The following is a 26534-nucleotide window of genomic DNA, read 5'->3' on the forward strand; positions in this document are numbered from 1 at the left end:
CGGATTCGGTCAGGCGGGGTCCCTGACGGGGTTCGTCAGTTCTCCGATTCCTTCCACCCGGCAGGTGACGGTGTCTCCCGGGTGCAGTTGCGCGCTTTCGGCAGGGAATCCGGTGAGGACCAGGTCGCCGGGGTGGAGCGTCATGAAGGACGTGAGGTACACCAGGACTTCGTCCACGCCCCAGCCGAGGTCCGCTGAGCTGGCAGCCCGCAGTTCAGTGCCGTTGTGCACAACGCCGATGGACAGTGCGGCAGTTTCCAGTCCAGTCACGATCCATGGTCCTACCGGAGTGAACGTGTCCTGGCTCTTGGCACTGATCCACAGCTCGTCCGCTTTCTGCCGGTCCCTGGCCGTGACGTCGTTGCCGATGGTGAAGCCGAGGACGGCCTCCCGTGCGTTCTCCAGCGTCAACCGGCGGGCCGTGCGCCCGATGACGACGGTCAGCTCGGCTTCCGGGTCCACGTGCCCCACTCCCGGCGCGAGTTCTATGGCGTCGCCCGGTCCTACTACGCTGGTGGCTGCCTTGTGGAAGGCCTGCGGAGGAAGGTCCCGGCCGGCCAGTCCCGTGTTGTGGGCCATGCCCAGGACATTGGCTGGAACGCAGGGTGCGAGGAAGGTGAATGCGTCTTCGCCCACGAGCGAGCCGGGCTCCCAGCCCTCCCGTGGAGCGGCCCCGGCGTTCGCCAGGGAGCCGGGAAAGGGGCTTTCGATGACTGTCCAGAGCTTTCCCGCGTCGCTGGTGAAGTCCCGGGCGTCATTGGCCACGAAGAACTGTTCAAGCCCGGAGGCAGGGGAGTGCGGACGGACCCGGGCAATTCGGCACGTTTGGATGGCGGTCATTATGACATCCTACGTCCTGTCCGGGGCCCGGGCGAGTGTGTCGGCCGAGCGGCTCCCGGGAAGGGCGGTTAGTACAGTTCGCCCGCCGGAATCTCCACTGCAAGCCGATTGGACGGACCCGCCAGCGGGCACGCCCAGGCTTCGTTGTAGGCGCAGGACGGGTTGTACGCAAAATTGAAGTCCAGGACGAATTCGGCGTCGGGCCCCGATCCCAGAACGCCATGGAAAGCTCCCTTGATCGTGTCCAGCAGGTAGCGCCCGGCGCCGTAGCTGCCGCCGGGCTGTCCCGCGGTCGCGTCCCGGAAGGGCACGAAGATGCCGCCGCCATAGCCGTGCAGCTTCCAGACGGCCAGCTGGCCCATCTCGGGCAGATCGAAGGTGCCCAGGCGTACGAACCTGACAACGCCGTCGGTCCCCGTCTCAACATTCATTTCCCGGCCGGCGCCCTCCTTTGTGAGGGGAACGTGGAACCGGTAAATGGGGTCATAGTCGGCCGTCCGGAGGCCGCTGAACGTGGATTTGGCTTCCGCTGTCAGCGCGGAGGCCGGGTGGGTGCCAAACATCCGGTCGCGTTCCTGGCGCCAATACGAGTGAGCCTCAGCGGGGCTGTCCACGGCAATTCTCCGGACATTTTGGTACATGGCGAAGGTCCGGATCCTCCAGTCGGCGATATCCAGGGCCGAGATGTCCGCTACGCTGTCCTGCTCCGTGTCAAAGTGCTGTTCCGCCATGTCCCCAGCGTAGCCCTCTTTGCGGACGGGAAACCCCGCCCGCCAACACTCCGTCCGCAACGCGGCGGCAGCACGGCCCGCGCGGCTACGCTTGCGTCATGACAGCGAAGGCAGTAGCCCTCAGGGCGCGTTTGGGCGCGGCATTCATCGTCGCTGCCGCAGTGATGTCCGGTTGCAGCGGTGAGGGCAAGGGGGAGCCCTCCTGGACAGCGGGCGGGAGTCCAACGGAAAGCCCGACGACGGCGGGCGCCTCGCCGGCCCCGTCGCCCGGGGCGACTCCCGGAGCCACCGGCACCGGGGCTCACCCTTCGCCAACGGGTGCGGAATCCGCGTCCGGCGGAGCGACGGCGGCGGCGTGGAAGGTCTTCTCGGATTCCGCCCGGAACGTCAGTTTTGAGCTGCCGCAGGACTGGATTGCGCAGTCGGTCACGCCCGACCAGGGGACGCTTCCGGGGGCCGTCAAAATCGAAGTCAAGGATGCCAAGGGAGGCTATCTGGCGACCCTGCAGACCGGCCTGCCATCGCCGTCGGCCGCGGCCTGCCAGGAGGCAGCCCGAAAGCCGTACGTGGTTGTGAGCAGCGTTCCGGTCGACCTGCCGCACCGCGAAGGAGACGGTTTGATTGCGCCGCATGTGGTGTTCCGGGTGATCCAGGGTTACAGGTACTTCGGTTCTTACGGCATCACGAACGTGGTGGGAGGAAGCGACGGCAGGGCCTGTGCCCTGCAGAACATCGTGCGCGGTCCGGCGGGTAAGGGGGATGTCTCGTTCGGTGACCTGGCCGCGTTCAAGGCGTTCGCCACCGACGAGAAAGTGGCTCCCGCCAAGGCGTTCGACACCCTGGACCAGGCGGCCAAGTACGTTAACGAGGGCTCTGAATTCGCGAATGTCCAGCGGATGCTAATGTCTCTGAAGATCAAAAGTTAGTCCCGCCGCCCGCCTGTAAACCCAACCGGCCGGTACCGGGTACTGTTCTGCAACTACCTCACACCCCGGAGATACATGGAACGCAGCGTGGCCGCCCGGCTCGTCTTCAAGACCGCAGCCGAAACGAAAGTCGCACTGGCGGTTGCCGTCGCAAGGAATGCGGGCTATTCGTCGCTCGTGGAGACGATGTCGGTAACCTCCGGGGAGGACCCGGTGCCCGTAACGGAACTGTCCGACCACCACGGCGGCCGCTTCCATTACATGGAGTTCGCGGAGCCCACCGAAGTGACCGTGGACTACACGGCCACAGTTTCCGGGCTGGCGGTTCCGGAAGAGCCCAACCTTATGGAACTGATCCGCTACGTCCGGCCCAGCCGGTACGCGGAGTCGGACCGGCTCTTGCCCACGGCCTATGCCGAATTCGGCGGCCTCCAGGGCGAAGAGCTCCTGCACGCCGTCCGCAACTGGGTCTTCAGCGAGCTCCGCTACGTCAGCGGCTCCTCGCGCGGTACTGACGGCGCGGTGGAGACGCTCCTGCACCGCCGTGGCGTGTGCCGCGACTTCGCACATCTCGCCATTTCACTGCTGCGCGCCAAGGATGTACCCGCGAGGCTGGTGGCGGTCTATGCGCCCGGGCTCAGCCCGATGGATTTCCATGCCGTGGCCGAGGCTTACATTAACGGGGCCTGGTACGTCATTGATCCCACCGGGCTCGCCCCGCGGGAGAGCATGCTGAGGATCACCGCCGGCCGGGACTCCTCGGACACAGCGTTCCTGTCCACGGTAGGCGGAAGCCTGTCCCTGAGGGAGCTCCGCGTCACCGCAGTGGTGGACGGGGAGCTGCCCCAGGAAGACCCTGCGAAGCTCGTAGCGATTTCCTGACGCCTAGCGCCCTGCCACAGACCCGCGCAGCTTTTCGGTGAGCCGCAGCAGTTCCCGCTGTTCGCTGGCCGTCAGCGCGGGCGTGATCAGCGCGGAGATGTCACGTACGTGCTCGCGGCCGATCTGCTTCTGCAGCTCCCGGCCGGTGTCCGTCAGTTTCAGGAGGACGCCGCGTCCGTCCTGGGGCGCCGGCATGCGCTCCACGAGTCCGCGCTTCTCCAGTCTCTCCACCAGCCTGCTGAGGCTGGACTGGCTGAGGAGCACGTTGTCATTCAGCTCGTTCAGGCGCAGCCAACCGGAGGGGCAGCGTGAGAGCGTGAACAGGACGTCGTATTCGTTGACGGCCAGGCCTTTGAAAGCAGGGCCGGACTGAAGCTTCCGCATTACCGCCACTTGCGCGCGGAACAGTGATTCCCAGGTTTCGGCGGCGAGCCGTACAGGCGACCCGCCCGGCTGCGAGGTCATCAGGCGTCCTGCGCCGTGGGCTTGGTGAGTGAGTCCTCCTGCACCTGGGCAGCCATCCGGGCTGCCACCCGCCCGGCGTGGGTGGGTGGTTCCGGCACATGGGCGGGCGTGAGGGCGGCGTACTCCTTGCGCAGGACCGGCAGGACCTCTTCGCCGAACAGGTCCAGCTGCTCCAGTACGGTCTTTAGCGGCAGGCCCGCGTGGTCGATCAGGAACAGCTGGCGTTGGTAGTCGCCGAAGTACTCGCGGAACGTCAGGGTCTTTTCGATGACTTCCTGCGGGCTGCCGACGGTCAGCGGCGTCTGCGAGGTGAAGTCCTCCAGTGAGGGGCCGTGGCCGTAGACCGGGGCGTTATCGAAGTACGGGCGGAACTCCTTCACTGCGTCCTGGGAATTCTTCCGCATGAAGAACTGCCCGCCGAGGCCGACGATCGCCTGGTCTGCCTTGCCGTGGCCGTAGTGCTCGTAGCGTTCGCGGTACAGGCCGATCAGCTGCTGGTAGTGCTCCTTGGGCCAGAAGATGTTGTTGGCGAAGAAGCCGTCACCGTAGTACGCGGCGACTTCGGCGATCTGCGGCGTGCGGATGGAACCGTGCCACACAAAGGGGGCCACGCCGTCGAGCGGGCGCGGCGTGGACGTGAAGTTCTGCAGCGGGGTGCGGAACTTGCCGGACCAGTTCACGGTGTCCTCGTCCCAGAGCTTGCGCAGGAGGCTGTAGTTCTCGATGGCCAGCTCCACGCCGTCCTGGATGTTCTTGCCGAACCAGGGATAGACGGGGGCGGTGTTGCCCCGGCCCATCACCAGGTCCACGCGGCCGTCGGCAAGGTGCTGGAGCATCGCAAAGTCTTCGGCGATCTTCACGGGGTCGTTGGTGGTGATCAGGGTGGTGGCGGTGGAGAGGATGATCCGCTCCGTCTGCGCCGCGATGTAGGCCAGGGTGGTGGTGGGGGAGGAGGAGAAGAAAGGCCGGTTGTGGTGCTCGCCAATGGCGTAGACGTCCATGCCGATCTCTTCGACTTTTTTGGCAATGGCCACGGACGCTTTGATGCGTTCGTGTTCCGTGGGCGTGCGGCCCGTGGTGGGATCAGTGGTGATGTCACTGACGCTGAATACGCCGATCTGCATGATATGCCTTTCCGTTTTCCGAACTGCTCCGGGTCTTGTTCCAGTGTAACCGATTTACATGCATTTGCATCTATCAGTCGGTGTAACGTCCGGCACGCCAGGATATTCCCGGTCGGTTAAGCAGCAGTGCCCGTACCACCGGGGGCGGCACGGGCACTGCGTTTATTCAGAAACTCCAGTTCAGCGGCGGGGGCCTATTCGGCTTCGCCGGCTGCGGCGCGGCGGCCGGAGACCTTGGGGACCATGCCTGTTGTCCAGTCACGGAACTCTGCGTCGACATCCTCCGGCGGCCCGAAGTCGGGGCGTTCGTGCATCGCACGGAGCAGCGCCTTCTTCTCACGGCGCCCTTCAACCAGTCGATAAAGGACCGGCACCAGGACCAGAGTCAGCGCCGTCGAGGAAACCAGTCCGCCGATGACCACCACCGCCAGGGGCTGGGAGATGAAACCACCACCGCCGGTGAGGCCCAGTGCCATGGGCGTCAGCGCGAAAACGGTGGCCAGGGCTGTCATCAGGATGGGGCGCAGGCGCTGCCGCGCCCCGTGGGTGATGGCGTCAGCCACGTTCATTCCGGGCTGGCCGTTCCGCGGCTGCCGGTACTGGTTGATGAGGTCGATCAGGACGATGGCGTTGGTCACCACGATGCCCACCAGCATGAGCATGCCGATCAACGACGGCAGGCCCAGCGGCACGCCGGTTGCCAGCAGCAGGGCGACGGCCCCTGTGGCTGCGAACGGAACGGATACCAGCAGGATGAGCGGCTGGATGAGCGACTTGAAGGCCGCCACCATGATCACGTACACGATGGCGATGGCGGCCAGCAGGGCCAGGCCCAACTGCTGGAACGACTCCGTCTGCTGGGTGGTGGCGCCGCCGATCTCTGCCGTGACGCCGGCCGGGAGTTCGACCCCCTTGAGCCGGTTCTGCACCTCAGTGCTCACAGCGCCCAGGTTGGCTCCCGACGGCGTCACCGAGACCCGCGCGGTACGCTGGCCGTTGCTTGCGGTGATGGACACCGGAATGTCCACCTGTTCCACGGAAGCGATGCTTCCGAGCGTCACGGCCCCGCCGGATGCCGGCAGCGGGATGTTCCGCACAGCGGCGACGCTAGTGAACCGCGTGCCCTCGCCGATCTGCACCGGGAAGTCGTTGGTATCGATCCGCACTGTTCCGGCCTGCACGGGACTGATGGTGGAGGCCAGGACGCCGGCCACCTGCTCCTCGTTCAGGCCGGCCGCCACCGCTTTGGCACGGTCCACCTTGACCTGGACCACCGGCTGGCTTGCCGCAAGGTTCGTGGCAACCTCAGTGCTGCCCGGCACACCCTCCATGGCTTGGACCATGGCATCGCTTGCGGTCCTGAGATCCGCTGAGTTGGCCGCTTTCAGGGTGATGTCCACCGTGGACGTGGTGCCGAATCCGCCCTGCTGTGACCCCACGGAGATCTTTCCCGCGCCACTGATTTTCGCCAGTTCGGTGCGGACGGTTTCCTGGAGCCGGGCCTGGTTGGCCTTTTCTTCGGTGACCACCGTGAACGAGGAGTTCGAGGCGCCGCTGGACGTGAGTGCGGTGAAGCCGGTCTGCGCGTTCCCCGACGTGACCTGCACGTCCTTGATGCCGTCGATGTTCCGCAGTACTTCCTCGACCTTCACGGCTGCCGCGCTGGTATCCGAGAGGCTTGTTCCGGCGGGAAGAACCTGCCGGACAGTCATGCTGTTCTCACCTGAGCGGCCCAGCAGGTCGGTGGCGAGCAGCGGTGTCATCGCCGCCGTCCCGCCAAGCACCAGGACTGCCGCGATGAGCGTTACCACCGGGTGCTTCTGCGTCTTATTGAGGACGGGCAGGTATCCGCGCTGCAGCAGGCTGCGCTGTTCAGCCTCATGGGCCTTGGCTGCGGCTTCCCGAGCCGCCGCGGCGGACAGGGCTGCCCCCGAGCTGTCAGCCGGTGACTTGAGGAACCAGTAGGCAAGGACAGGCACGATGGTGAGGGACACCAGCAGCGACGAGAGCAGGGCGATGGTCACCGTCAGGGCGAAGGGCCGGAACAGCTCGCCGGCCAGTTCGCCGACGAACGCAATCGGAAGGAAAACTGCCACTGTGGTCAGCGTGGACGCCGTGATGGCGCCGGCGACCTCCCGGATGGACGTGAGGATGGCCGACAGTTTCGTCTCGCCGTAGCTGAGGTGGCGCTTGATGTTCTCGATCACCACAATCGAATCGTCCACCACGCGTCCAATGGCGATGGTCAGTGCCCCGAGGGTGAGGATGTTCAGGGAGTATCCCGTTGCGGAGAGACCGATGAAGGTGATGAGCAGGGACAGCGGGATGGAGACAGCGGTCACCAGTGTGGACCGCACGGACATCAGGAACACCAGGATCACCGCTACAGCAAAGCCCAGACCCAGCAGGCCTTCCGTGGTGAGGTCCTTGATGGACTTTTCGATGAACGGGGCCTGGTCGAACACCGGGGTGAACTTGGCGTTGGACCCCAGCTCAGCCTCAAGCTGGCCGATGGAGTCCTTCACTGCGTGCGAGATCGCCACAGTGTCGCCCTCGGGCTTCTTCGTCACGGAGAGCGCCAGGGTTTCCTTGCCGTTGGTGCGGGTGATCGACGTGCGGACGTCGTCCTTGATGCTGACGTCGGCGACGCTGCCGATGGTGGCGGCGTCTTTGGCGCCGCCCAGCGGAAGGGCCTTGACCGCGTCCAGGGAGTCCACCGGGCTGCCGATCTGCAGCGAGAGCGTCTTGCCTTGTTCCTCGATGGTGCCCGCCGGGATCAGCGCCCCGTTGTTCTTCAACGCATTGCTGATGGACTGGAGGGTGGCGCCCTTGGCCGCCATGGCCTCGGGGCGGGGAAGGATCTGGATGTGCTGGCTGGCGCCGCCGGTGACGTCGGCGCCCCTGACGCCGTCGAGCTTCTGAAGCCGGGGGACGCTGAGGCGCTGCAGGTCGGCGTTCAGTTCACTGAGCGGCTTGTCGGAGGAGACTGCCAGGAACACAATCGGGAAATCGCTGATGCTGCCTGCAATGGCCTGGGGCTGGACATCATCGGGCAGGGCGCGCTTGGCGTTGGAAATGGCGCGGTCGATCTGGTTCCGCGCCCGGTCCAGGTTTGAACCGTACGTGAACACCATGGTGATCTGCGAAACGCCCGTGCGGGAGGTGGATGACGTCGACTCGAGCCCCTCGACACCGTTCAGCGCTGTCTCGAGGGGCCCGCTCACCTGCTTGTCCACGACCTCCGGCGATGCGCCGGGCATGGCCGAGATGACCGTGATCTGCGGAAACTCGATGGAAGGGATGAGTTCCTGCTTGAGCGAGGACATGGTGATCACGCCGAACACCGACGCGAAGACGGTGATCAGCGCGATCAGGGCCCTGTTTGCCAGCGATAGTTTTGCCAGCCGGTACATCTCATTGTCTCCTGGGGGTTAACGGTCTTGTGGTTGGGGGTGGAACCTGCCGTAACCCGAACGGGGCCTCAGCTGGAGGGGGCGTCTACGGCTTCCAGCTGGAGAGTTTTGGCGGTTTCCGCTTCCAGCTGTGCGGCCAACTCAGGGTTGTCGTTGAGCTTGATGCCGTAGCCGGGCATCATTTCCTTGAGCTTGGACTGCCAGCCCTTGAAGTTCCTGGGGAAGGACTTCTGGAGGAGCTCGATCATGATGGGAACGGCCGTGGATGCTCCCGGGGAAGCGCCAAGCAGCGCACCGATGGAACCATCGCGCGCAGCGATCACTTCAGTGCCGAACTGGAGGACACCACCCTTCTTCGGATCCTTCTTGATGATCTGAACACGCTGGCCGGCGGTGATGAGTTCCCAATCGCCGTCTTTTGCTTCGGGGTAGTACTCGCGAAGGGCCTCCACCTTGTCGCCGTGGCGCTTGGCTACTTCCTTGACCAAGTAGGCCGTGAGGTCCATGTTGTCCTTCGCCACGGCAAGCATCGGGATGATGTTGCCGGGGCGGATTGACAACGGCAGGTCCAGGTACGAGCCGTTCTTCAGGAAATTGGTGGAGAACCCGGCATAGGGACCGAACAGCAGCGACCTCTTGCCGTCGACGTAACGGGTGTCAAGGTGGGGGACGGACATGGGCGGGGCCCCCACGGATGCCTGTCCGTAGACCTTGGCGCTGTGCTGGGCCGCGAGGGTCTCGTCGGTGCAGCGGAAGAACTGGCCTGAGACCGGGAATCCGCCGTAGCCCTTGCTCTCGGGGATGCCGGAGGCCTGGAGAAGATGCAGTGCCCCGCCGCCGGCGCCGACGAACACGAATTTCGCGTGGATGTTGCCGTGTTCCCCGGACTTCTTGTGCTTGAGCGTCAGGTCCCAGCCGCCCCCCGGGGCACGCCGGATGCCGTTGACGTCGTGCCCGTAGTTGATCTCCACGCCGTTATTGCCCAGGTAGGTGGTCAGCTCACGGGTCAGTGCGCCGAAGTCGACGTCGGTTCCCTCAGCCGCGCGGGTGGCAGCGATCCTCTGCTTCGGATCGCGGCCCTTGACGATCAGGGGCGCCCACTTGGCGATCTGGGCGTGGTCCTCGGAGTATTCCATGGAACGGAAGAGGGTATTCGGCTTCAATGCCTCGTACCGGGTCTTCAGGAAGTCCGCGTTGGCGTCCCCGATGACGAAACTCATGTGGGGGACAGTGTTGATGAACCCCTTGGGGGAGCCAATGAGCGAGTTGCTGACCAGATGGGACCAGAACTGGCGGGACAGCTGGAACTGCTCGTTGATGTGCAGCGCTTTGGAGGGATCGACCGAGCCGTCTTTGGCTGCGGGGGAGTAGTTAAGCTCACACAGGGCGGCGTGCCCGGTTCCTGCGTTGTTCCACGGGCCTGAGCTTTCCAGGCCGGCTTCGTCGAGCCGTTCGAACAGAGAGATGGTCCAGTTCGGTTCGAGCTGCTTGATGAACGCACCCAGCGTGGCGCTCATGATGCCGCCGCCAATCAGGACGACGTCGGCATGTTGGGTCTTGGAAATGAAAGTCACAATCAGTCTCCGATAGCAGCGGCTCTGGCTGTCACAGAATATCCCCGAGCACCCTACTAACTGAAATTGGGGCAGTCCGTCAAGGTTTTAGCTCCACCTTTGTGAAAACCTCGTTTAATACCGGCGAGGCAGGGTACTTCAGTACGCGGTCCGAGAGGGCCAGGGCGGAAATGGGGAAAGCAATGGGGACGGCGGGCACTGATTCGGCGATCTGGGCGTTGATGGTGCGGTATTGCTGTGTCCGCTCTTCGCCCTCCGGCAAGCCGCGTGCCCGCGCGATCTTCGAAAACACCTGCGGGTCCTGATAACCGAATTCGCCGGTCTTTTCGCCAAACAGGGGACCCACAAAGTTGTCCGGATCGGAGTAGGAGCCGTTCCAGCCGAGCAGGTGCAGTGCATGGTCCCCGGGTGACTGGACTTTCTGCAGGTACCCGTCCGACCACTCCACCGGAACCGGTTTGATGTTCAGTCCGACGGCCGTCAGCTGCTTGCTGAGCTCGGCATACACCTTTTCGGGGGTGGGAAGGTAAGGCCTGGTGACATTAAGGGGGTAGTAGAACTTCAGTTCCTCGCCCTTATATCCGGCCTCCTTCAGAAGCGCCTTGGCCTTGGCCGGATCGTGGCCCAGGGAGGGTGCGTTGTTGTTGAACCCGCTGAGTTTGGGCGGGACGAACTGGGTGGCCTGGGCAGTGTTGTCGATGAAGAACCGGCGGATCAGTGTTTCCTTGTCCACCGCCAACTCGATGGCCTGGCGCACCTTGATGTTTTGCAGGATGGGCACTTCCTGGTTCATGCCCAGGTACATCACGGAGAACGGGTCACGCTGGATGATCTGCTGTCCGCGTTTCACCAGCTGGTCGAAGTTGCCCACAGTGACGGCGTCATAGCCGTCAATCTTCCCGTCGAGGAGGGCCTGGAGCCTGGACTGAGGGTGATCGTACGTGACGAAATTGATGGTGCCGATTTGTCCCTTGTCACCCCAGTAGTCCTTGTTGCTGACCAGCTTGACGCTGGAGTCCTGCCACGCGGCAAAGCTGTAAGGGCCTGTGCCGACGGGGTGCAGGGCATAGGCCGACACGGGCTGGCCGTCGCGGGTCTGGCTGAGGCTGTCCGCCTTCTGTGACGCCATTGCCGAAGGGGAGGACATAGCGAAGGCCGGGAGCGTCAGCGCCTGGAGAAACCCGGTGAACGGCTGGGTGAGGTCGATCCGGACATTTCCGGCGGAGACGGCGGTGCAGCCCTTGTAAATGGAGAGCGATGCCTGGTCGGCGTAGGCCTTGAACACGCCCTTGAAAGATGTGCCGGGCGCTTGCTTCCGCAGGCTCTCCGGGAAGTTGAACCATCTGTCGAAGTTGGTGCAGACGGCCGCGGCATCGAAGGGCGTGCCGTCCTGGAAGGTGACGCCCTCACGGAGCTTGAAGGAGTAGGCGCGGCCCTCGTTGGATTCCGCCCACTCAGTGGCGAGCAATGGAGTGGGCTGCCCCGTGGTCTGGTCAACTCCCACAAGGCCCTCCAGGACCTGGCGGGTGATCCGGTAGGACTCCACATCGGACGCCAGCGCGGGATCAAGTCCCAGCGGCTGGGCCGCCGTGCCGAAAGTGAACGTCGCCGTCGGTGCGAGGGCAGCCGTGCCGGCAGGAACCGCAGAGGACGACGCCGGCGGCGGAGCGGGCGTTCCTGTACACGCGGCCAGCAGCAGCGACAGGACCCCTGCACCGATACTGACTGCAATGCGGCGCGATTTACTGCTGGGCACTCGATGATCACCTCTGGGCGGCCGGAAGGTCCGCGGACAGCGGACCGGTCCCCAGTCTAATTGAACGATCCTGGACACTCGCCGGGTGCGCCGCCTGATGCCATCCCCGCCTGCCGGAAGGCAAAACTGAGGCCCGCACCGGACGGTGCGGGCCTCGGTTTCTCCGGGATCGGTCCAGGGAGTCAGGCTGGAGCCGGGACAGGAGCGTTCGTGGTTGCCTACTTCGGCATCAGGACGGAGTCCACCAGGTAGACCGTGGCGTTGGCAGTCTTGACGCCGCCGCAGATGACGCTGGCGTCATCGACCTTCAGCGCATCCTTGGTGCCGGTGACGGTGACGGAGCCGCCCTGGACAGTCTTGTGGGTGCCCACAATGTTGTCAGGGGTGATCTGGCCGGGAACAACGTGGTAAGTCAGGATCTTGCTGAGCAGGGCGTCATCGGTCTTGAGCGTTTCGATGGTGGCGGCGTCGATCTTAGCGAACGCGTCATCCACCGGTGCGAAGACCGTGAATTCACTGCCGTTGAGCGTATCCACGAGGTTGACCTTGGGGTTGAGCTTGCCGGAGACTGCCGCCGTGAGGGTGGTCAGCAGCGGGTTGTTGGAGGCTGCAACCGCAACCGGATCGAGGGCCATTCCCGAGACCGACCCTGCACCGCTGGGAACCTTCTCGGCGTAACCTGCGCAGCCGGGGCCCACCAGGTTGGCGGCGGGATCCATGGCGGCCGCAGAGCTGGCCGACGGTGACGGCGCCATGCTCGAAGCAGACGGCGTGGAAGCCGGTGCGGAGGAGCTGTTGGCCGTGGTGGCTGATCCGCCGCATGCGGTCAGGCTCAGCAGAGCTGCAGCTGCAACACCTGCAACGGTGAAAGTTGTGCGCTTGAATGACTGCATTTCGATTCTCCTTGTTAGTGCCGATGTTTGCCTGCGGCGAACGACTTCTTCGATCACTGCACTGGCTGTTTCCGACTGTGGGCACCGACCCTTGGTTGGTGTCTCAATGGGTATTCGGCAGTCCGGCAGTAATGGATGGGTGACGGTGGAGAATCTTTTTTCGAGGGGCCTCCGTGTACCGCTGCGGCGGCCCCAACGCGGCGTTAAACAAAGGAATCCCGGACCGTGAGGCCCGGGATTCCTAGGATTATGCAGCTGTGCGCAAGGGGGGACTTGAACCCCCACGCCCGAAGGCACAGGAACCTAAATCCTGCGTGTCTGCCAATTTCACCACTCGCGCGCGGCGCCGTCGTGCGCGTTCTTCCTGCTGTTCAAGGGAAAGCGAAAAGACGTTCGACGGCGGATTCCAGGCTCCAGTGTACCTGCCGGGAGCGCCTTCCGCTTGGAGGCGGATCAGCGCTGGCCGCTGGCGCCCGGGAGTCCGGCTAGGCCAGTCCGAGGTCCCGGCGGAGCTTCGCCACATGGCCGGTGGCCCGCACGTTGTACTGTGCCACGGCGACGTTGCCTCCCGGATCCACCACAATCGTGGACCGGATGAGGCCCTCATACGTCCGCCCGTAATTCTTTTTCTCCCCCCAGGCGGCGTAGGCCTCAGCCACGGCGTGGTCTTCGTCGGACAACAGAGGAAACGTCAGGCCCTCCTTCTCAGCGAAGGTGGCGAGCTTGGCGACCGGATCAGGGGAGATGCCCAGAACGTCGTAGCCTTCACGCTGGAGGGAAGCGAGGGTGTCGCGGAAGTCGCATGCTTCCTTGGTGCAGCCGGGCGTGGACGCTGCCGGATAGAAATACACGATGACGTTCCGTCCCCGATAATCCTGCAGGCTGACGTCCTTCCCGCCGGAATCCTTCAGCTTAAAGTCCGGTGCCGCAGTGCCCGGGTTGAGTCGTTCAGCCAAGATTTTCTCCTTAGGAATGTTCTGGACATGCAAGTTTAGTAAGCGGGCGAACAAGGGACGAATCCTACGCTGGCTATACTAAGTTGTATGCCTGATATGGATCGCTGGCCCACTGGGCGCCTTTTGTCCACCGCGGCACGCCTCGTGGAGCACTCCTGGAACGAGAAGCTGGGAGCCATCGGGCTGACCCACGCGGGGGTGATCGCCATGGAAGTCCTTGCGCTCAATGGACCCATGACCCAGGCACAGCTTGCCCAATTGGTACGCGTCCAGGCCCAGACCATGGGGAAAACCCTGAGCCGGCTTGAGGTACACGGACATATCCGACGGGAACGCAGCACGTCCGACCGTCGAAGCCACGTGGTGTCCCTTACCGAGCGTGGAGTTGAGGCCGTGGCCGCCGCGGCGGACATGGAACGAACCGTGCTGGCGGCCGCTTCGATTGATCCCGACGTTCTCCGTCAGGAGCTTCAGGCCGTGGTGACCGTCCTGGCCAGCCGTTTTTCTTCGCCGGAGACCAAAGCAATCGTGGCGAGTGTCGAGTCCGGCCTGACCGTGGACGCGAACAGCGTTAACTGACCGGCCCGGCGCTGCCCCAGAAGGCGGACGGCGATCGCCTCCAGCGCCTGAACGTCCCAGCCCTTGTTCGTCCCAGCCCTTGTTCGAGGGGCCCGGGTTGGCTTGCAGGATCGCCATGACGCCCATCTCCAACAACCGTTGTAGCGCCGAGCCGGGGTTTTCACTGAACTCCAGGCTCGTCTCCAGTGCCCGGGGTCACGGGGCGGCACACGGTTGTGGAGGATCCCCGTGGCCGGTCGCTCAGGGGATGCTGGACGCGAAGATCGTCGAACCCACCACGAACCACACGCCAACGGCCGCAAACATGCCACCAAAGAAGCGGATGATCTTCGGGTTTGCGAAAAACGACTTGGAGTAGTCCACGCCCATCGGCTTGAAGTCCTTGACCAGCGAAGCGTAGGCACGTGCCGACCCGCGGACATCGAACGCCAGTACCAGCCCCAGAGCCACGGCGCTGACGCCAACAGGCCCCCATCAGCCATGGCGTCACCCGGTTTGCCTGTTCCTGCCCCGCGAATCCCATGAGAGCAATGAGGACAAAAGCCGCCGTGAAGACGATCATGTACGCCAGGAAGCAGCCCTTCACCGGTTGCGGCAACGTCATCACCGAGCGCCAAAACTTCATGGGTCCCCCATCCACCGATTCACTATTGCGCCACCCTAGCCCGTGCAGGTGTCCATACGGAGATTTCATGGCATGACGAAACCCCGCCTTCGTGGCTTGTGGCCTGTGAAGACGGGGTTTCCGTGGTGCACCCCCCGGGACTCGAACCCGGAACCCATTGATTAAGAGTCAATTGCTCTGCCAGTTGAGCTAGAGGTGCAGCTGTTGTTTTGGTTCTTCCCGAAGGCTTTTGTTTCCCTCGTTCATCTCCGCAACGACATGAAACTCTACACGAGATTTTGTCCCGTGTGAAATCGGCGGTCCTTTCAGCTTCCGGCCTTGGTCGGGGGCGCCAAAATCAGCGCAAAATCAGGGTTTTGGTTGTTAGTAAGCATCCAGAGACTGCCGTCCGGGGCGAGTGAAACGTCCCGGATCCGGCCGAACCTCGCTGTGAAATGGCTCACAGGATTGCCCGCATTTTCGCCGTCGAGGGGGACAGCCCACAGCCGTTGGCCCCGTAGCGCCCCAAGGTAGGCCGTGGACCCGGCGATCTCGAGTCCGCTCGGTGAAGATTCAGCGGTGGAGGGCCACACCACCTTGGCATCAACAAAGCCCGGCCTGCCGGGCGCACCGGTGACCTCCGGCCAGCCGTAATTTCCCCCCGGCTGGATCAGGTTCAGTTCGTCGTCCACGGTCGGCCCGAACTCGCTGGACCACAGCCTGCCTTCGTCATCCCAGTCGAGGCCCTGCACATTCCGGTGGCCGAGGCTATAGACAGGGTTGTCGCCAAACGGGTTGCCCGGCGCGGGCTTGCCCTCGGCGGTGATCCTGAGGATCTTCCCGCCCAGCGCATTCGGATCCTGGGGCTGATCGCGACGTTGCGAATCACCGGTTCCCACGTAGAGATTCCCGTCCGGTCCAAAACGGATGCGGCCGCCGTTGTGGGTTGACGCTTTGGGGATGCCGGAGAAGATTATTTCCGGCGGGCCAAGCGTCAAGGTGCCTCCTGGCTCGACCTCAGTCAGGGTGAGGCGGGCAATTCTGTTGTCCTCCAGGGCCGTGAAATAGGCGAAGATCGACTCGTCCGAAGCGTAGTTCGGTGACACCGCCAGCCCCAGAAGGCCGCCTTCGCCTCCGGGAACGACCCCGGGGATGCTGCCGAGAGTAATTGTCCCGCCGTCTTTGACCGCTTTGACGTCGCCACTGTCACGTTCGGAAATGACGGCTGTGCCGTCCGGAAGGAACACTGCGGACCAGGGTAACCGCAGTCCTTCCACCTTCCGGAGCACCCGGGGTTCCCGGGATGCCTCGTCGGTGCCCATAGCCGAACCTGCTTTGCTCGTGGGACTGCTGCCACCCCCGGTACAGGCGGCCAACGCCAGCGTGCATGCAAGGGCCACGGCAAGCGCAATGCGGCGTGCAGGCCTTGATGCGGGCCCCGGTAACCCCCGATTCATGCGGACGCCGACCCTGCTGGCGGGACAGCCTAGTGCCGGCTACGGCGCGGCGCCCGGAACCCGGCCGCTTCCGCGTGAGCGGCCGACTCGAACCAGACTTCCGCAGTGGTTTCCTCGTAGCCTTGGCTGGTTTCCTCGTGGTAAATCATCGTTTGCGCATTGCCTTTGACCGTGTAGCCGTCGGGTCCGCTGCCGTCGGGGCCCGGAGCTGCTGATCCCTCGCCGTAGGGCTTGTCCGCAGCCAGGTGGCCGGCGGGTTCTGCCACATGGCTTGCGGCTGCTTCCGTGGCGGCCGATGAGGCGGTCGCCTGCATTGTCTCGGCATCTCCCTCGGAGAGGACTCCCGCGCCGCCCGCGGCGGCCGGAGCGGTTGCGCCGGCGGCCGGAGCGGTTGCACCGGCGGGCGGCAGTCCGGCGTCGGCCCCTGAAGCCTTGGCGCCCGTGTCCTGCACGTTTGTGTCCTGGACCTCTTCCGCCGCGGCCGATTCGGCGCCGGGAAGGGTGGGTGCATGGGGCTCCGTGTACTCAGGGTGGTGGACCGGACCCTGCTGGCCGGTCGCCGCAGCGGGAGTCTCCCGGGCGGCCGATTCCCTGGCCGGAACCTCCTTGGTGTGCGCCTGGTCCGTGTGCGGGGTGCTGGCCGCCTCGGACCACTGCGCCTCCCATTCTGCTTTGTCCTCTGTTGCGTCGGCAGCGACAGGGGCAGGTGCGCCGCCCCCGGGTTTGGCTGCCGCGTCCGGTGCCGGTGTACGCCCGGTGTCCGCAGCGGGCGCGCCACTGGTCGCCTCAGCGTCGTCGTCCCAGTCATCCACGTCTCCGCCGGCTGGCATGGCGCTTAGCCTCGGTGAACCGGCGGGCTCGGGGCTCGTCGGTTCGGATGGTGACGGCGCGGCTTTGCCGGCCTCGCTGAAGCCGGCCGGGCCCGGCATTCCGGCCATGCCCGTGGCATCTGCCGACGCTGCTGCACCGCCTCCAACAGGGCGGTCGCCGGCGGTCCGGTCGACGGTGGCCTGCCGTGCCTGTGGAGCGGACGCGCCGGAATCGGAGGAAGCCGGTGTTCCCGTGGTGTTTCCTGAACTGTTTCGGTTCAGGAGCCACCAGACCACTCCGACGATTACTACGATGACGATGACCCAGATGATCCAGTCCATAGCAGTGCCCTTCTGTCCACAAGGCAAGGTTGCCGTTGCTTGACGTTACGTCGGTGTGATTAGGACTGTAAAGGCTCAGGCCGGCAGGCCGCGCTGCACGAAGTCGGCCATGAATTCATGGAAGTCCGCGGCGTCGCGGGCCTGTTCGATGCGCGGTGTCGCGCGACTGGCCCGCTCATCCGGACTTCCGGACGGCGGAGCCAGGGGCATGGTATTTTCCACTCCGAAACGGAAGGCTTTTCCCGTGCTGGCCGCCACTTCATAACCGCCCGGGGACGACCGGAGTCCCGGGAGCCGGTGGACGTGCGCAAGATTGGTCATGTTGATCGCGACTGGAATGCCCGTAGCCGTGAGGGACTTTTCGTCGAAAGGGGCCACGATAACCTCGGCCGGGTGCCAGCGGTAGCCGATAACAAAATTCCGTCTCCGCGGGGGAGCCCAGCCCCGGCCAGCCGGCCCCGGGACCTCGAAGCTGTTCGAACCGCAGACGAGGTTATAGTCACCGTAGTTGGGGATCTGGCGGTCAAACACGGCCCGAAGCGTCTCCTTGAGCTGTTCGCTGGTGGGCGCGGAAGGAAGGAATGCGGGGTCGGGCGCCGGGTTGTCCGGCACGGGCTTGCTGTTCACAGTGGAATCCTGATGGTCGGGCAGGCGGAGTGGCTCGCACGCTACCAGACCCGGCTCATGCCTCTGTGTCACGCCGGGTGCGGCGGCCCCGTGCAGGTTCCGTCCTGTAGCCTCGCCTCATGGATTTGAAACGCCTCCGGATTCTCCGTGAACTCTCGGACCGGGGCACAGTGGGCGCTACGGCCGAAGCAATGGAGGTGACGCCCTCGGCCGTCTCGCAGCAGCTTAAGACCCTGCAGGACGAACTGGGTGTTGTCCTCGTGGAAAAGTCCGGCAGGGGAGTGCGCCTGACGGAGGCAGGGCGGGCCATGGCGGCGGCCGCGGCGGACGTTTCCACAGCCATGGCGCGCGCTGAAGCGACCATTGACACGTACCGGCGGGGCTGGCAAACGCATGTCAAAGCCGCCTTTTTTCCGAGCGCGGCGGAGATGTTCCTGCCCGGCCTCCTGCACCGCGTCAAGGCGGTGGAGGGCCTGCGGTTCGAAGCTTGTTTCGAGGACCCCGGCGTCGCGGGATTTGCCGCCCTCGCCGCCGACTACGACATCGTGCTGGCCCATAGCGTGGACGGTCCCGATGTTTTTGCCCGGCAGGGGCTGGTGGTGGTCCCGCTCCTGAACGAACCGCTGGACGTGGCAGTGCCCGCGGGGCACGTCCTGGCGGCAAAGCCTTCGCTAACGGCCGGCGATGTGGTGGGGTTTCCATGGATGGGCGTCCCGGAGGGCTTTCCGTTCGACACCGTGCTGCGGCAGATCGAGGTCCAGGCAGGTTCGCCTGCGGTCCGGGCGCAGCTTTTTCCAGACCTTCGTGTCCTGGAGGCCCTTGTCAGCGCCGGCCACGGGTTGAGCCTGCTGCCGCGGTACACAGCCTTGGGCAACCAGGAACGCGGCTTCGTCCTCCGTCCGCTGCTTGGCGTCACTGCCAGGCGCAGCATCGTGGCGCTCGCTCGTCCGGACGTGGCGGCCCGGACCACCATTGCGCAGGTTTTGTCCATGCTCGAGGCCGAAGCCGCCGCCATTGATGCGGCAGGCTTGAGTGACCGCTGACACATTCTCGACCCAGCGCTCCGCGCCCATCTCATTATGTGAGACGAGAGTCCACTATTTGATCGAAATATTCCCTCTTTTCGGCTTAACGGTCCCTTCCGGGTCGTTGGCGCCCTTCTTTGCGCCATAGACTTTGACCCATGAGTGAGGACACCCAAACCGCGACAGAAAACAAGCCGGACATCAAGCCCCGCAGCCGGGTCGTAACCGATGGAATCCACGCCGCTCCCGCGCGTGGAATGTTCCGGGCGGTCGGCATGGGCGACGATGACTTTGCAAAGCCCCAGATTGGCGTGGCGAGTTCCTGGAACGAGATCACTCCCTGCAACCTTTCCCTGAACCGGCTGGCCCAGGGCGCCAAGGAAGGCGTCCACGCCGGCGGCGGGTTCCCCATGCAGTTCGGCACCATCTCCGTCTCGGACGGGATCTCCATGGGCCACGAAGGCATGCACTTCTCGCTGGTCTCGCGCGAAGTCATCGCCGACTCCGTGGAGACCGTGATGCAGGCAGAGCGCATTGACGGATCAGTTCTCCTGGCCGGTTGCGACAAGTCCCTGCCCGGAATGCTGATGGCAGCCGCGCGCCTGGACCTCGCCAGCGTGTTCCTGTACGCCGGCTCCATCATGCCCGGCTGGGTCAAGCTGGAGGACGGCTCCGAAAAGGAAGTCACCCTCATTGACGCCTTCGAGGCTGTTGGCGCCTGCGCAGCCGGAAAGATGAGCCGGGGCGACCTGGACCGCATCGAACGCGCCATCTGCCCGGGCGAAGGCGCCTGCGGCGGCATGTACACGGCCAACACCATGGCCTGCATCGGCGAAGCCCTGGGCATGTCCCTGCCGGGCTCCGCGGCCCCGCCCTCGGCAGACCGCCGTCGTGACGAGTTCGCCCGCAAGTCCGGTGAAGCGGTGGTCAACCTGCTCCGCCTCGGCATCACCGCGCGCGACATCATGACCAAGAAGGCCTTTGAGAACGCCATCGCCGTGACCATGGCCTTCGGCGGCTCCACCAACGCCGTGCTCCACCTGCTGGCCATCGCCCGTGAAGCTGAAGTGGAACTGACGCTCGACGACTTCAACCGCATCGGCGACAAAATCCCGCACCTTGGCGACCTGAAGCCGTTCGGCCGTTACGTGATGACCGACGTCGACAAGATCGGCGGCGTTCCGGTCATCATGAAGGCACTGCTCGACGCCGGGCTGCTGCACGGCGACTGCCTCACCGTCACCGGCAAGACCCTGGCGGAAAACCTGGCGTCCATCAACCCGCCGGACCTCGACGGCAAGATCCTGCGTGCCCTGGACAATCCGATCCACAAGACCGGCGGCATCACCATCCTGCACGGTTCCATGGCACCTGAAGGCGCCGTCGTGAAGAGCGCAGGCTTCGACGCCGACGTTTTCGAAGGCACGGCCCGCGTGTTCGAGCGCGAGCAGGGTGCCCTCGACGCGCTCGACAACGGCGAAATCAACAAGGGCGACGTCGTGGTCATCCGCTACGAAGGCCCGAAGGGTGGCCCGGGCATGCGCGAAATGCTCGCCATTACCGGCGCCATCAAGGGTGCCGGGCTGGGCAAGGATGTCCTGCTCCTCACCGATGGCCGCTTCTCCGGCGGCACCACGGGCCTGTGCATCGGCCACGTGGCGCCGGAAGCAGTCGACGGCGGTCCGATCGCCTTTGTCAAGGACGGTGACCGCATCCGCGTCGACATTGCCGCCCGCAGCTTCGACCTGCTGGTGGACGACGCTGAGCTCGAGTCCCGCAAGATCGGCTGGGAGCCGCTCCCGGCCAAGTTCACCAAGGGCGTCCTGGCCAAGTACGCCAAGCTGGTGCACAGCGCCTCCACCGGCGCATACTGCGGGTAGTACCCCGCAGCCGCGCTGACCCAACTGACTGGCAGTTAACGTCGCCAAACACGCTTTTCGGAGCGTTAACTGCGAGTCAGTTGGGGATGGCGCTCAATCCGTGGACAATGGGGTCCACATAGTGAGACGGGAATGTGTGTCGTTGACACCCGTCACACTTAGAGGGAAAACTGAACGCATGATCGCTTTCGTTACCAACTGCGCCGCTGCAGATGCAGTCGTCGTCCTTACCAAGCGCGTGGCTCAATAGCCCGACTGGTAACGAACCGTCACGCGCAACCCCTCGAAGAGCCGCCAGGCTGAGGGGTTTTTTTATTTGTTTCAGATATTGCACCCGTCATGAGAACCACCCGCTAATAAAGATCCACAAAGGAAGAGTCCGATGAGCAAAGGATCGCCGATCAGCCCCTCGCTGATGGCTACAAAGTCCGCTGGAGCCCCCAAGGCTCCGGAACGCGCCGACCGCACGGCCGATGCCGGCGTCGAGCACGCTGCTGCTGTCTCTCCTGTCCTTGGACCGAACAACGTCGTACCCCCGACGGTGATGACCGGTTCACAAGCAATTGTCCGCTCGCTCGAAGAACTCGGCGTGGACGATATTTTTGGTTTGCCCGGTGGCGCGATCCTGCCCACCTATGACCCCTTGATGGCCTCAAGCATGAATCACGTGCTGGTCCGTCACGAACAGGGAGCCGGCCACGCCGCGCAAGGCTACGCCATGGTTACCGGGCGGGTTGGCGTTTGTATTGCCACCTCGGGTCCCGGGGCCACCAACCTCGTTACCGCCATCATGGACGCGCATATGGACTCCGTGCCCCTCGTTGCCATTACCGGCCAGGTGTCCAGCGGAGTCATTGGTACGGACGCTTTCCAGGAAGCGGACATCGTGGGCATCACCATGCCTATCACCAAGCACTCGTTCCTGGTGACCGACCCCAACGACATCCCGCATGTGATGGCGGAGGCGTTCCACCTTGCGTCCACGGGGCGGCCCGGTCCGGTGCTGGTAGATGTCGCCAAGGATGCCCAGCAAGGCCAGATGACCTTCTCCTGGCCGCCGAAGATCGACCTTCCCGGCTACCGTCCCGTGCTCCGCGGTCACAACAAGCAGGTTCGCGAAGCAGCGAAGCTGATTGCCGGGGCCAGCAAGCCCGTACTCTACGTCGGCGGCGGCGTCGTGAAGGCGCACGCTTCGGCCGAGCTGCGCGAACTCGCCGAGATCACCGGCGCGCCAGTGGTCACCACCCTGATGGCCCGGGGCGTCTTCCCTGATTCACACCCGCAGCACGTCGGCATGCCCGGCATGCACGGCACGGTCTCGGCCGTGACCGCGCTGCAGCAGTCCGACCTGCTCATCACGCTGGGCGCCCGTTTTGACGACCGGGTAACCGGCGTCCTCAAGACGTTCGCGCCGAACGCGAAGGTCATCCACGCTGACATCGATCCGGCCGAAATCTCCAAGAACCGCACGGCCGACGTTCCCATCGTGGGCTCCGTCAAGGAGATCATCCCGGAGCTCACCGAGGCCGTGAAGACGCAGTTCGCTGCTTCCGGGAAGCCGGACCTGGAGAACTGGTGGACGTTCCTGAACAACCTGAAGGAAACGTATCCGCTGGGCTGGACCGAGCCGGAGGACGGCCTCACCGCACCGCAGCGCGTCATCGAGCGCATCGGCGCCCTCACGGGGCCCGAAGGAATCTACGTTGCCGGCGTCGGCCAGCACCAGATGTGGGCGGCGCAGTTCATCAAGTACGAACGCCCCCACGCCTGGCTGAACTCAGGCGGAGCCGGGACCATGGGCTACGCCGTCCCCGCAGCCATGGGCGCCAAAGTGGGCGCACCGGACCGTGTGGTCTGGGCCATCGACGGTGACGGCTGCTTCCAGATGACCAACCAGGAACTGGCCACCTGCGCCATCAACAAGATCCCCATCAAGGTTGCCGTCATCAACAACTCCTCGCTGGGCATGGTGCGCCAGTGGCAGACCCTTTTCTACGAAGGCCGCTACTCGAACACCGACCTCAACACCGGCCATGAAACTGTCCGGATCCCGGACTTCGTGAAACTGGGCGAGGCCTACGGCTGCGCGTCCTTCCGGTGCGAGCGCGCCGAGGACATCGACGCCACCATCCAGAAAGCCCTTGAAATCAACGACCGCCCGGTGGTCATCGACTTCGTGGTGAGCCCGGACTCCATGGTGTGGCCGATGGTGCCCGCCGGAGTGAGTAACGACCAGATCCAGGTCGCCCGCAACATGACCCCGGAATGGGAAGAGGAGGACTGATCATGACCCGCCACACGCTGTCCGTTCTGGTCGAAGACAAACCCGGTGTGCTGACCCGAGTCGCGAGCCTCTTCGCCCGCCGGGCCTTCAACATCAACTCCCTGGCCGTCGGCCCGACGGAAGTTCCGGGCACGTCCCGGATGACCGTCGTCGTCGACGCCGACGGTGACCTGATCGAACAGGTCACCAAGCAGTTGAACAAACTGATCAACGTGATCAAGATTGTTGAACTCACCTCAGAATCTTCCGTACAACGAGACCACATCCTGGTCAAGGTACGTGCGGATGCCGCAACACGCCTGCAGGTGACCCAGGCTGCAGACCTGTTCCGCGCTTCAGTGGTCGACGTCTCCACAGACTCGGTGGTCATTGAAGCAACCGGCCATCCCGAAAAGCTCACCGCACTGCTGTCAGTGCTCGAGCCCTTCGGCATCCGCGAAATTGTGCAGTCCGGCACCCTTGCCGTTGGACGGGGATCCCGCTCCATGAGTGACAGGGCCTTGCGAAGCGCTTAACGACGCAACGCCCGTGCAGTACCGCAACACCACAGACGACTTACCAAAGAATCCACTCAAAAGGAGTTACGCAAGTGACTGAAATGTTCTACGACGACGACGCAGACCTCTCCATCATCCAGGGCCGGAAGGTGGCCATCGTCGGCTACGGCTCGCAGGGCCACGCCCACGCCCTGAACCTGCGCGACTCCGGCGTCGAGGTAACCATCGCGCTCAAGGAAGGCTCTTCCTCGATCGCCAAGGCCCAGGACGCAGGCTTCACGGTCAAGAACGTCGCCGACGCCGCCGAATGGGCAGACGTCATCATGATCCTGGCACCGGACCAGCACCAGCGCTCGATCTACAACGACTCCATCAAGGACAAGCTGACCCCCGGCAAGGCCCTGGCCTTCGCCCACGGGTTCAACATCCGTTTCGGCTACATCCAGGCACCGGAGGGCGTTGACGTCATCCTGATCGCCCCGAAGGCTCCCGGCCACACTGTGCGCCGCGAATTCGAAGCCGGCCGCGGCATCCCGGACATCATCGCCGTCGAGCAGGACGCCACGGGCGCAGCCTGGGATCTCGCAAAGTCCTACGCCAAGGCCATTGGCGGTACCCGCGCCGGTGTCATCAAGACCACTTTCACGGAAGAGACGGAAACCGACCTGTTCGGCGAGCAGGCCGTCCTGTGCGGCGGTGTCTCCCAGCTGGTCCAGTACGGCTTCGAGACCCTGACCGAGGCCGGCTACCAGCCGCAGATCGCCTACTTCGAGGTCCTGCACGAGCTCAAGCTCATTGTTGACCTCATGTGGGAAGGCGGCATCGCCAAGCAGCGCTGGAGCGTTTCCGACACCGCAGAATACGGCGACTACGTTTCCGGCCCGCGCGTCATCACCCCCGAGGTGAAGGAAAACATGAAGGCTGTCCTCGGCGACATCCAGTCCGGCGCCTTCGCCAAACGGTTCATCGAGGACCAGGACAACGGCGGCGTTGAGTTCAAGGCACTGCGTGCCAAGGCTGAGCAGCACCCCATCGAGGCCGTTGGCCGCGAGCTGCGCTCCCTGTTCTCCTGGCAGCAGCAGGACGAGGACTACGTAGAGGGCTCGGCAGCCCGCTAAGGCTGCCTGCCGCCAAGGCCATCGGCCTGGTGCCCTTTAGAAGTCATCGGTGAGGCCGGGTTCACACTTAACAATGTGAGCCCGGCCTTTCCGTCGGCCTAGACTTGATTTATCCCCCGGACTGCAACGCAGAGGATCAGCCGTGTCAAAACCCGTAGTACTGCTCGCCGAAGAACTTTCACCCGCCACAGTCGAGGCCCTGGGCCCGGACTTTGAAATCCGCCAGACCGATGGCGCCGACCGTTCCCAGCTGCTCGCGGCCATCGCGGATGTTGACGCTATCCTGGTCCGCTCCGCCACGCAGGTGGACGCCGAGGCCATCGCGGCGGCCAAGAACCTCAAGGTCATCGCCCGCGCAGGCGTCGGCCTGGACAACGTCGACATCAAGGCCGCCACGCAGGCCGGTGTCATGGTGGTAAACGCGCCGACCTCGAACATCGTCTCCGCCGCCGAACTGACGGTGGGCCACATCCTGAGCCTTGCCCGCCACATTCCGCAGGCCAGCGCCGCGCTCAAAGACGGCGAATGGAAGCGCTCCAAGTACACGGGCATCGAACTCTACGAGAAGAAGATCGGCATCATCGGCCTGGGCCGCATCGGCGCTCTCGTGGCAGCACGCCTCAAGGGCTTCGACACCAAGATCCTGGCCTACGATCCCTATATCACTTCCGCCCGTGCCGCCCAGCTGGGCGTGCAGCTGGTGACCCTGGACGAGCTGCTGGCACAGTCCGACTTCATCACCATCCACATGCCCAAGACTCCTGAGACGGTGGGCATGCTGGGTGCCGAGGCATTCAAGAAGATGAAGAAGACCGCCTACGTCATCAACGTGGCCCGCGGCGGCCTGGTGGATGAGGAAGCCCTCCACGCCGCGCTGAAGGACGGCGAAATTGCCGGCGCGGGTGTTGACGTCTTCGTCAAGGAACCCAGCACCGACCTGCCCTTCTTCGAGATGGACAATGTGGTGGTGACCCCGCACCTCGGCGCATCCACTGACGAAGCGCAGGAAAAGGCCGGCGTCTCCGTGGCAAAGTCAGTGCGGCTTGCCCTGGCCGGTGAACTGGTTCCGGATGCCGTCAACGTTGCCGGCGGCGTCATCGCTCCGGACGTCCGCCCCGGCATCCCGCTGATCGAGAAGCTGGGCCGCATCTTCACCGCCCTGACCCATGCATCCCTGACGCAGTTCGACGTCGAAGTTGCCGGCGAGATCTCCTCCCTGGACGTTAAGGTGCTGGAACTGGCCGCACTCAAGGGCATCTTCGCCGACGTCGTGACGGAACAGGTTTCCTACGTCAACGCCCCGGTCATCGCAGAGCAGCGCGGCATCAACGTCCGCCTCATCACCACTCCCGACACCGAGTCGTACCGCAACCTCCTGACCCTGCGCGGTGCGCTCAGCGACGGCAGCCAGATCTCCGTGGCCGGAACGCTGACCGGTCCCAAGCAGATCCAGAAGCTCGTGGGCGTCAACGGCTACGAGGTGGAAATACCCATCAGCGAGCACCTGGTGGTGGTGGCCTACGCGGACCGTCCCGGCGTGATCGGCACCATCGGACACATCCTGGGCATGAACAACATCAACATTGCCGGGATGCAGGTTGCGCGTCAGGCTGAGGGCGGCCAGGTCCTGGCCCTCCTGACCATTGACAGCTCGGTTCCGCAGCAGGTCCTTGACGCGATCAAGGCCGGCATCGGCGCCGAGATGGTCCGGGAAGTCGACCTCGAAGACTGACCTCCCGCCTATTCGGTGAA

The 26534-nt window shown here is 64.3% G+C and carries 22 protein-coding genes and 2 tRNA genes; 9 read left to right on the plus strand and 15 right to left on the minus strand.

Annotated elements, in window-relative coordinates; all coding sequences use genetic code 11:
- Nucleotides 1-9: 9 nt before the first annotated feature.
- Together ACFVWT_RS05135 and ACFVWT_RS05140 are read right to left on the minus strand one after the other, a co-directional pair.
- The gene (locus ACFVWT_RS05135; RefSeq protein ID WP_390245827.1) at nt 10-840 is read right to left on the minus strand and encodes a fumarylacetoacetate hydrolase family protein; all 831 of its coding nucleotides are present in this window, start codon (nt 838-840) and stop codon (nt 10-12) included.
- Between the two features lie 68 nt (nt 841-908).
- Nucleotides 909-1571: a DUF1684 domain-containing protein gene (locus ACFVWT_RS05140; RefSeq protein ID WP_390245829.1), complete on the minus strand. Its 663-nt coding sequence runs from the start codon at nt 1569-1571 to the stop codon at nt 909-911.
- 98 nt (nt 1572-1669) lie between these two features.
- Between ACFVWT_RS05140 and ACFVWT_RS05145 the strand changes: the two genes are divergently transcribed.
- Nucleotides 1670-2497 (plus strand): hypothetical protein, encoded by an 828-nt coding sequence (locus ACFVWT_RS05145; protein ID WP_390245831.1) that lies wholly within the window; start codon nt 1670-1672, stop codon nt 2495-2497.
- A gap of 75 nt (nt 2498-2572) precedes the next feature.
- Complete coding sequence (locus ACFVWT_RS05150) at nt 2573-3379, plus strand: transglutaminase family protein (RefSeq protein ID WP_390245833.1); 807 nt, start codon at nt 2573-2575, stop codon at nt 3377-3379.
- 3 nt (nt 3380-3382) lie between these two features.
- Here ACFVWT_RS05150 and ACFVWT_RS05155 read toward each other — a convergent pair whose 3' ends face one another.
- From ACFVWT_RS05155 to bcp, 8 genes are all read right to left on the minus strand, one after another.
- On the minus strand, nt 3383-3844 hold the full coding sequence (locus ACFVWT_RS05155; RefSeq protein WP_390245835.1) for a MarR family winged helix-turn-helix transcriptional regulator: 462 nt from the start codon (nt 3842-3844) through the stop codon (nt 3383-3385).
- Nucleotides 3844-4968, minus strand: a complete 1125-nt coding sequence (locus tag ACFVWT_RS05160; RefSeq protein ID WP_390245837.1) for an LLM class flavin-dependent oxidoreductase — start codon at nt 4966-4968, stop codon at nt 3844-3846. The genes ACFVWT_RS05155 and ACFVWT_RS05160 overlap by 1 nt, the downstream gene beginning before the upstream one ends.
- 194 nt (nt 4969-5162) lie before the next feature.
- On the minus strand, nt 5163-8381 hold the full coding sequence (locus ACFVWT_RS05165; protein WP_390245839.1) for an efflux RND transporter permease subunit: 3219 nt from the start codon (nt 8379-8381) through the stop codon (nt 5163-5165).
- Nucleotides 8382-8449: 68 nt separating this feature from the next.
- A complete protein-coding gene (locus ACFVWT_RS05170) occupies nt 8450-9955 on the minus strand; it encodes a malate:quinone oxidoreductase (protein WP_390245841.1) in 1506 nt (501 codons plus the stop codon).
- Nucleotides 9956-10034: 79 nt separating this feature from the next.
- Nucleotides 10035-11711 (minus strand): ABC transporter substrate-binding protein, encoded by a 1677-nt coding sequence (locus tag ACFVWT_RS05175; RefSeq protein ID WP_390245843.1) that lies wholly within the window; start codon nt 11709-11711, stop codon nt 10035-10037.
- A gap of 218 nt (nt 11712-11929) precedes the next feature.
- Nucleotides 11930-12604 (minus strand): fasciclin domain-containing protein, encoded by a 675-nt coding sequence (locus tag ACFVWT_RS05180; protein ID WP_209743796.1) that lies wholly within the window; start codon nt 12602-12604, stop codon nt 11930-11932.
- 258 nt (nt 12605-12862) lie between these two features.
- Nucleotides 12863-12944 (minus strand) — tRNA-Leu (locus ACFVWT_RS05185).
- Between the two features lie 145 nt (nt 12945-13089).
- Nucleotides 13090-13560: a thioredoxin-dependent thiol peroxidase gene (gene bcp / locus ACFVWT_RS05190; RefSeq protein ID WP_390245846.1), complete on the minus strand. Its 471-nt coding sequence runs from the start codon at nt 13558-13560 to the stop codon at nt 13090-13092.
- Between the two features lie 96 nt (nt 13561-13656).
- Here bcp and ACFVWT_RS05195 point away from each other — a divergent pair, with 96 nt between their 5' ends.
- On the plus strand, nt 13657-14139 hold the full coding sequence (locus ACFVWT_RS05195) for a MarR family winged helix-turn-helix transcriptional regulator (protein ID WP_390247078.1): 483 nt from the start codon (nt 13657-13659) through the stop codon (nt 14137-14139).
- A gap of 240 nt (nt 14140-14379) precedes the next feature.
- On the opposite strand, the gene ACFVWT_RS05200 is transcribed toward ACFVWT_RS05195, so the two are convergent.
- The 5 genes from ACFVWT_RS05200 to ACFVWT_RS05220 form a co-directional block, all read right to left on the minus strand.
- Nucleotides 14380-14589, minus strand: a complete 210-nt coding sequence (locus ACFVWT_RS05200) for a hypothetical protein (protein WP_390245848.1) — start codon at nt 14587-14589, stop codon at nt 14380-14382.
- Nucleotides 14590-14887: 298 nt separating this feature from the next.
- Nucleotides 14888-14963, minus strand: a tRNA-Lys gene (locus ACFVWT_RS05205).
- 106 nt (nt 14964-15069) lie between these two features.
- A complete protein-coding gene (locus ACFVWT_RS05210; protein WP_390245850.1) occupies nt 15070-16200 on the minus strand; it encodes a PQQ-dependent sugar dehydrogenase in 1131 nt (376 codons plus the stop codon).
- A gap of 29 nt (nt 16201-16229) precedes the next feature.
- The gene (locus ACFVWT_RS05215; RefSeq protein ID WP_390245852.1) at nt 16230-17351 is read right to left on the minus strand and encodes a hypothetical protein; all 1122 of its coding nucleotides are present in this window, start codon (nt 17349-17351) and stop codon (nt 16230-16232) included.
- Between the two features lie 75 nt (nt 17352-17426).
- Nucleotides 17427-17978 (minus strand): hypothetical protein, encoded by a 552-nt coding sequence (locus tag ACFVWT_RS05220; RefSeq protein WP_390245854.1) that lies wholly within the window; start codon nt 17976-17978, stop codon nt 17427-17429.
- Between the two features lie 119 nt (nt 17979-18097).
- Here ACFVWT_RS05220 and ACFVWT_RS05225 point away from each other — a divergent pair, with 119 nt between their 5' ends.
- The 6 genes from ACFVWT_RS05225 to serA all read left to right on the plus strand — a co-directional run bounded on the left by ACFVWT_RS05225 (nt 18098) and on the right by serA (nt 26514).
- Entirely contained in the window at nt 18098-19021 is a 924-nt protein-coding gene (locus ACFVWT_RS05225) for a LysR family transcriptional regulator (RefSeq protein WP_390245856.1), read from the plus strand.
- Between the two features lie 140 nt (nt 19022-19161).
- Entirely contained in the window at nt 19162-20883 is a 1722-nt protein-coding gene (gene ilvD / locus ACFVWT_RS05230; protein ID WP_390245858.1) for a dihydroxy-acid dehydratase, read from the plus strand.
- A gap of 382 nt (nt 20884-21265) precedes the next feature.
- On the plus strand, nt 21266-23167 hold the full coding sequence (locus ACFVWT_RS05235; protein ID WP_390245860.1) for an acetolactate synthase large subunit: 1902 nt from the start codon (nt 21266-21268) through the stop codon (nt 23165-23167).
- A gap of 2 nt (nt 23168-23169) precedes the next feature.
- Nucleotides 23170-23682, plus strand: a complete 513-nt coding sequence (gene ilvN, locus ACFVWT_RS05240) for an acetolactate synthase small subunit (protein ID WP_390245862.1) — start codon at nt 23170-23172, stop codon at nt 23680-23682.
- Nucleotides 23683-23756: 74 nt separating this feature from the next.
- Entirely contained in the window at nt 23757-24782 is a 1026-nt protein-coding gene (gene ilvC, locus ACFVWT_RS05245) for a ketol-acid reductoisomerase (protein ID WP_390245864.1), read from the plus strand.
- A gap of 142 nt (nt 24783-24924) precedes the next feature.
- Nucleotides 24925-26514, plus strand: a complete 1590-nt coding sequence (gene serA, locus ACFVWT_RS05250; protein ID WP_390245866.1) for a phosphoglycerate dehydrogenase — start codon at nt 24925-24927, stop codon at nt 26512-26514.
- Nucleotides 26515-26534 lie beyond the last annotated feature (20 nt).

Source organism: Arthrobacter sp. NPDC058288, assembly GCF_042880995.1.
Classification (GTDB): Bacteria; Actinomycetota; Actinomycetes; order Actinomycetales; family Micrococcaceae; genus Arthrobacter.

What these genes read in the sequence shown, in the direction of transcription:
- ACFVWT_RS05135 (WP_390245827.1), bottom strand. Translation starts at nt 840, where the DNA reads ATGACCGCCATCCAAACGTGCCGAATTGCCCGGGTCCGTCCGCACTCC.
- ACFVWT_RS05140 (WP_390245829.1), bottom strand. Translation starts at nt 1,571, where the DNA reads ATGGCGGAACAGCACTTTGACACGGAGCAGGACAGCGTAGCGGACATC.
- ACFVWT_RS05145 (WP_390245831.1), top strand. Translation starts at nt 1,670, where the DNA reads ATGACAGCGAAGGCAGTAGCCCTCAGGGCGCGTTTGGGCGCGGCATTC.
- ACFVWT_RS05150 (WP_390245833.1), top strand. Translation starts at nt 2,573, where the DNA reads ATGGAACGCAGCGTGGCCGCCCGGCTCGTCTTCAAGACCGCAGCCGAA.
- ACFVWT_RS05155 (WP_390245835.1), bottom strand. Translation starts at nt 3,844, where the DNA reads ATGACCTCGCAGCCGGGCGGGTCGCCTGTACGGCTCGCCGCCGAAACC.
- ACFVWT_RS05160 (WP_390245837.1), bottom strand. Translation starts at nt 4,968, where the DNA reads ATGCAGATCGGCGTATTCAGCGTCAGTGACATCACCACTGATCCCACC.
- ACFVWT_RS05165 (WP_390245839.1), bottom strand. Translation starts at nt 8,381, where the DNA reads ATGTACCGGCTGGCAAAACTATCGCTGGCAAACAGGGCCCTGATCGCG.
- ACFVWT_RS05180 (WP_209743796.1), bottom strand. Translation starts at nt 12,604, where the DNA reads ATGCAGTCATTCAAGCGCACAACTTTCACCGTTGCAGGTGTTGCAGCT.
- ACFVWT_RS05195 (WP_390247078.1), top strand. Translation starts at nt 13,657, where the DNA reads ATGGATCGCTGGCCCACTGGGCGCCTTTTGTCCACCGCGGCACGCCTC.
- ACFVWT_RS05210 (WP_390245850.1), bottom strand. Translation starts at nt 16,200, where the DNA reads ATGAATCGGGGGTTACCGGGGCCCGCATCAAGGCCTGCACGCCGCATT.
- ACFVWT_RS05215 (WP_390245852.1), bottom strand. Translation starts at nt 17,351, where the DNA reads ATGGACTGGATCATCTGGGTCATCGTCATCGTAGTAATCGTCGGAGTG.
- ACFVWT_RS05225 (WP_390245856.1), top strand. Translation starts at nt 18,098, where the DNA reads ATGGATTTGAAACGCCTCCGGATTCTCCGTGAACTCTCGGACCGGGGC.
- ilvD (WP_390245858.1), top strand. Translation starts at nt 19,162, where the DNA reads ATGAGTGAGGACACCCAAACCGCGACAGAAAACAAGCCGGACATCAAG.
- ACFVWT_RS05235 (WP_390245860.1), top strand. Translation starts at nt 21,266, where the DNA reads ATGAGCAAAGGATCGCCGATCAGCCCCTCGCTGATGGCTACAAAGTCC.
- ilvN (WP_390245862.1), top strand. Translation starts at nt 23,170, where the DNA reads ATGACCCGCCACACGCTGTCCGTTCTGGTCGAAGACAAACCCGGTGTG.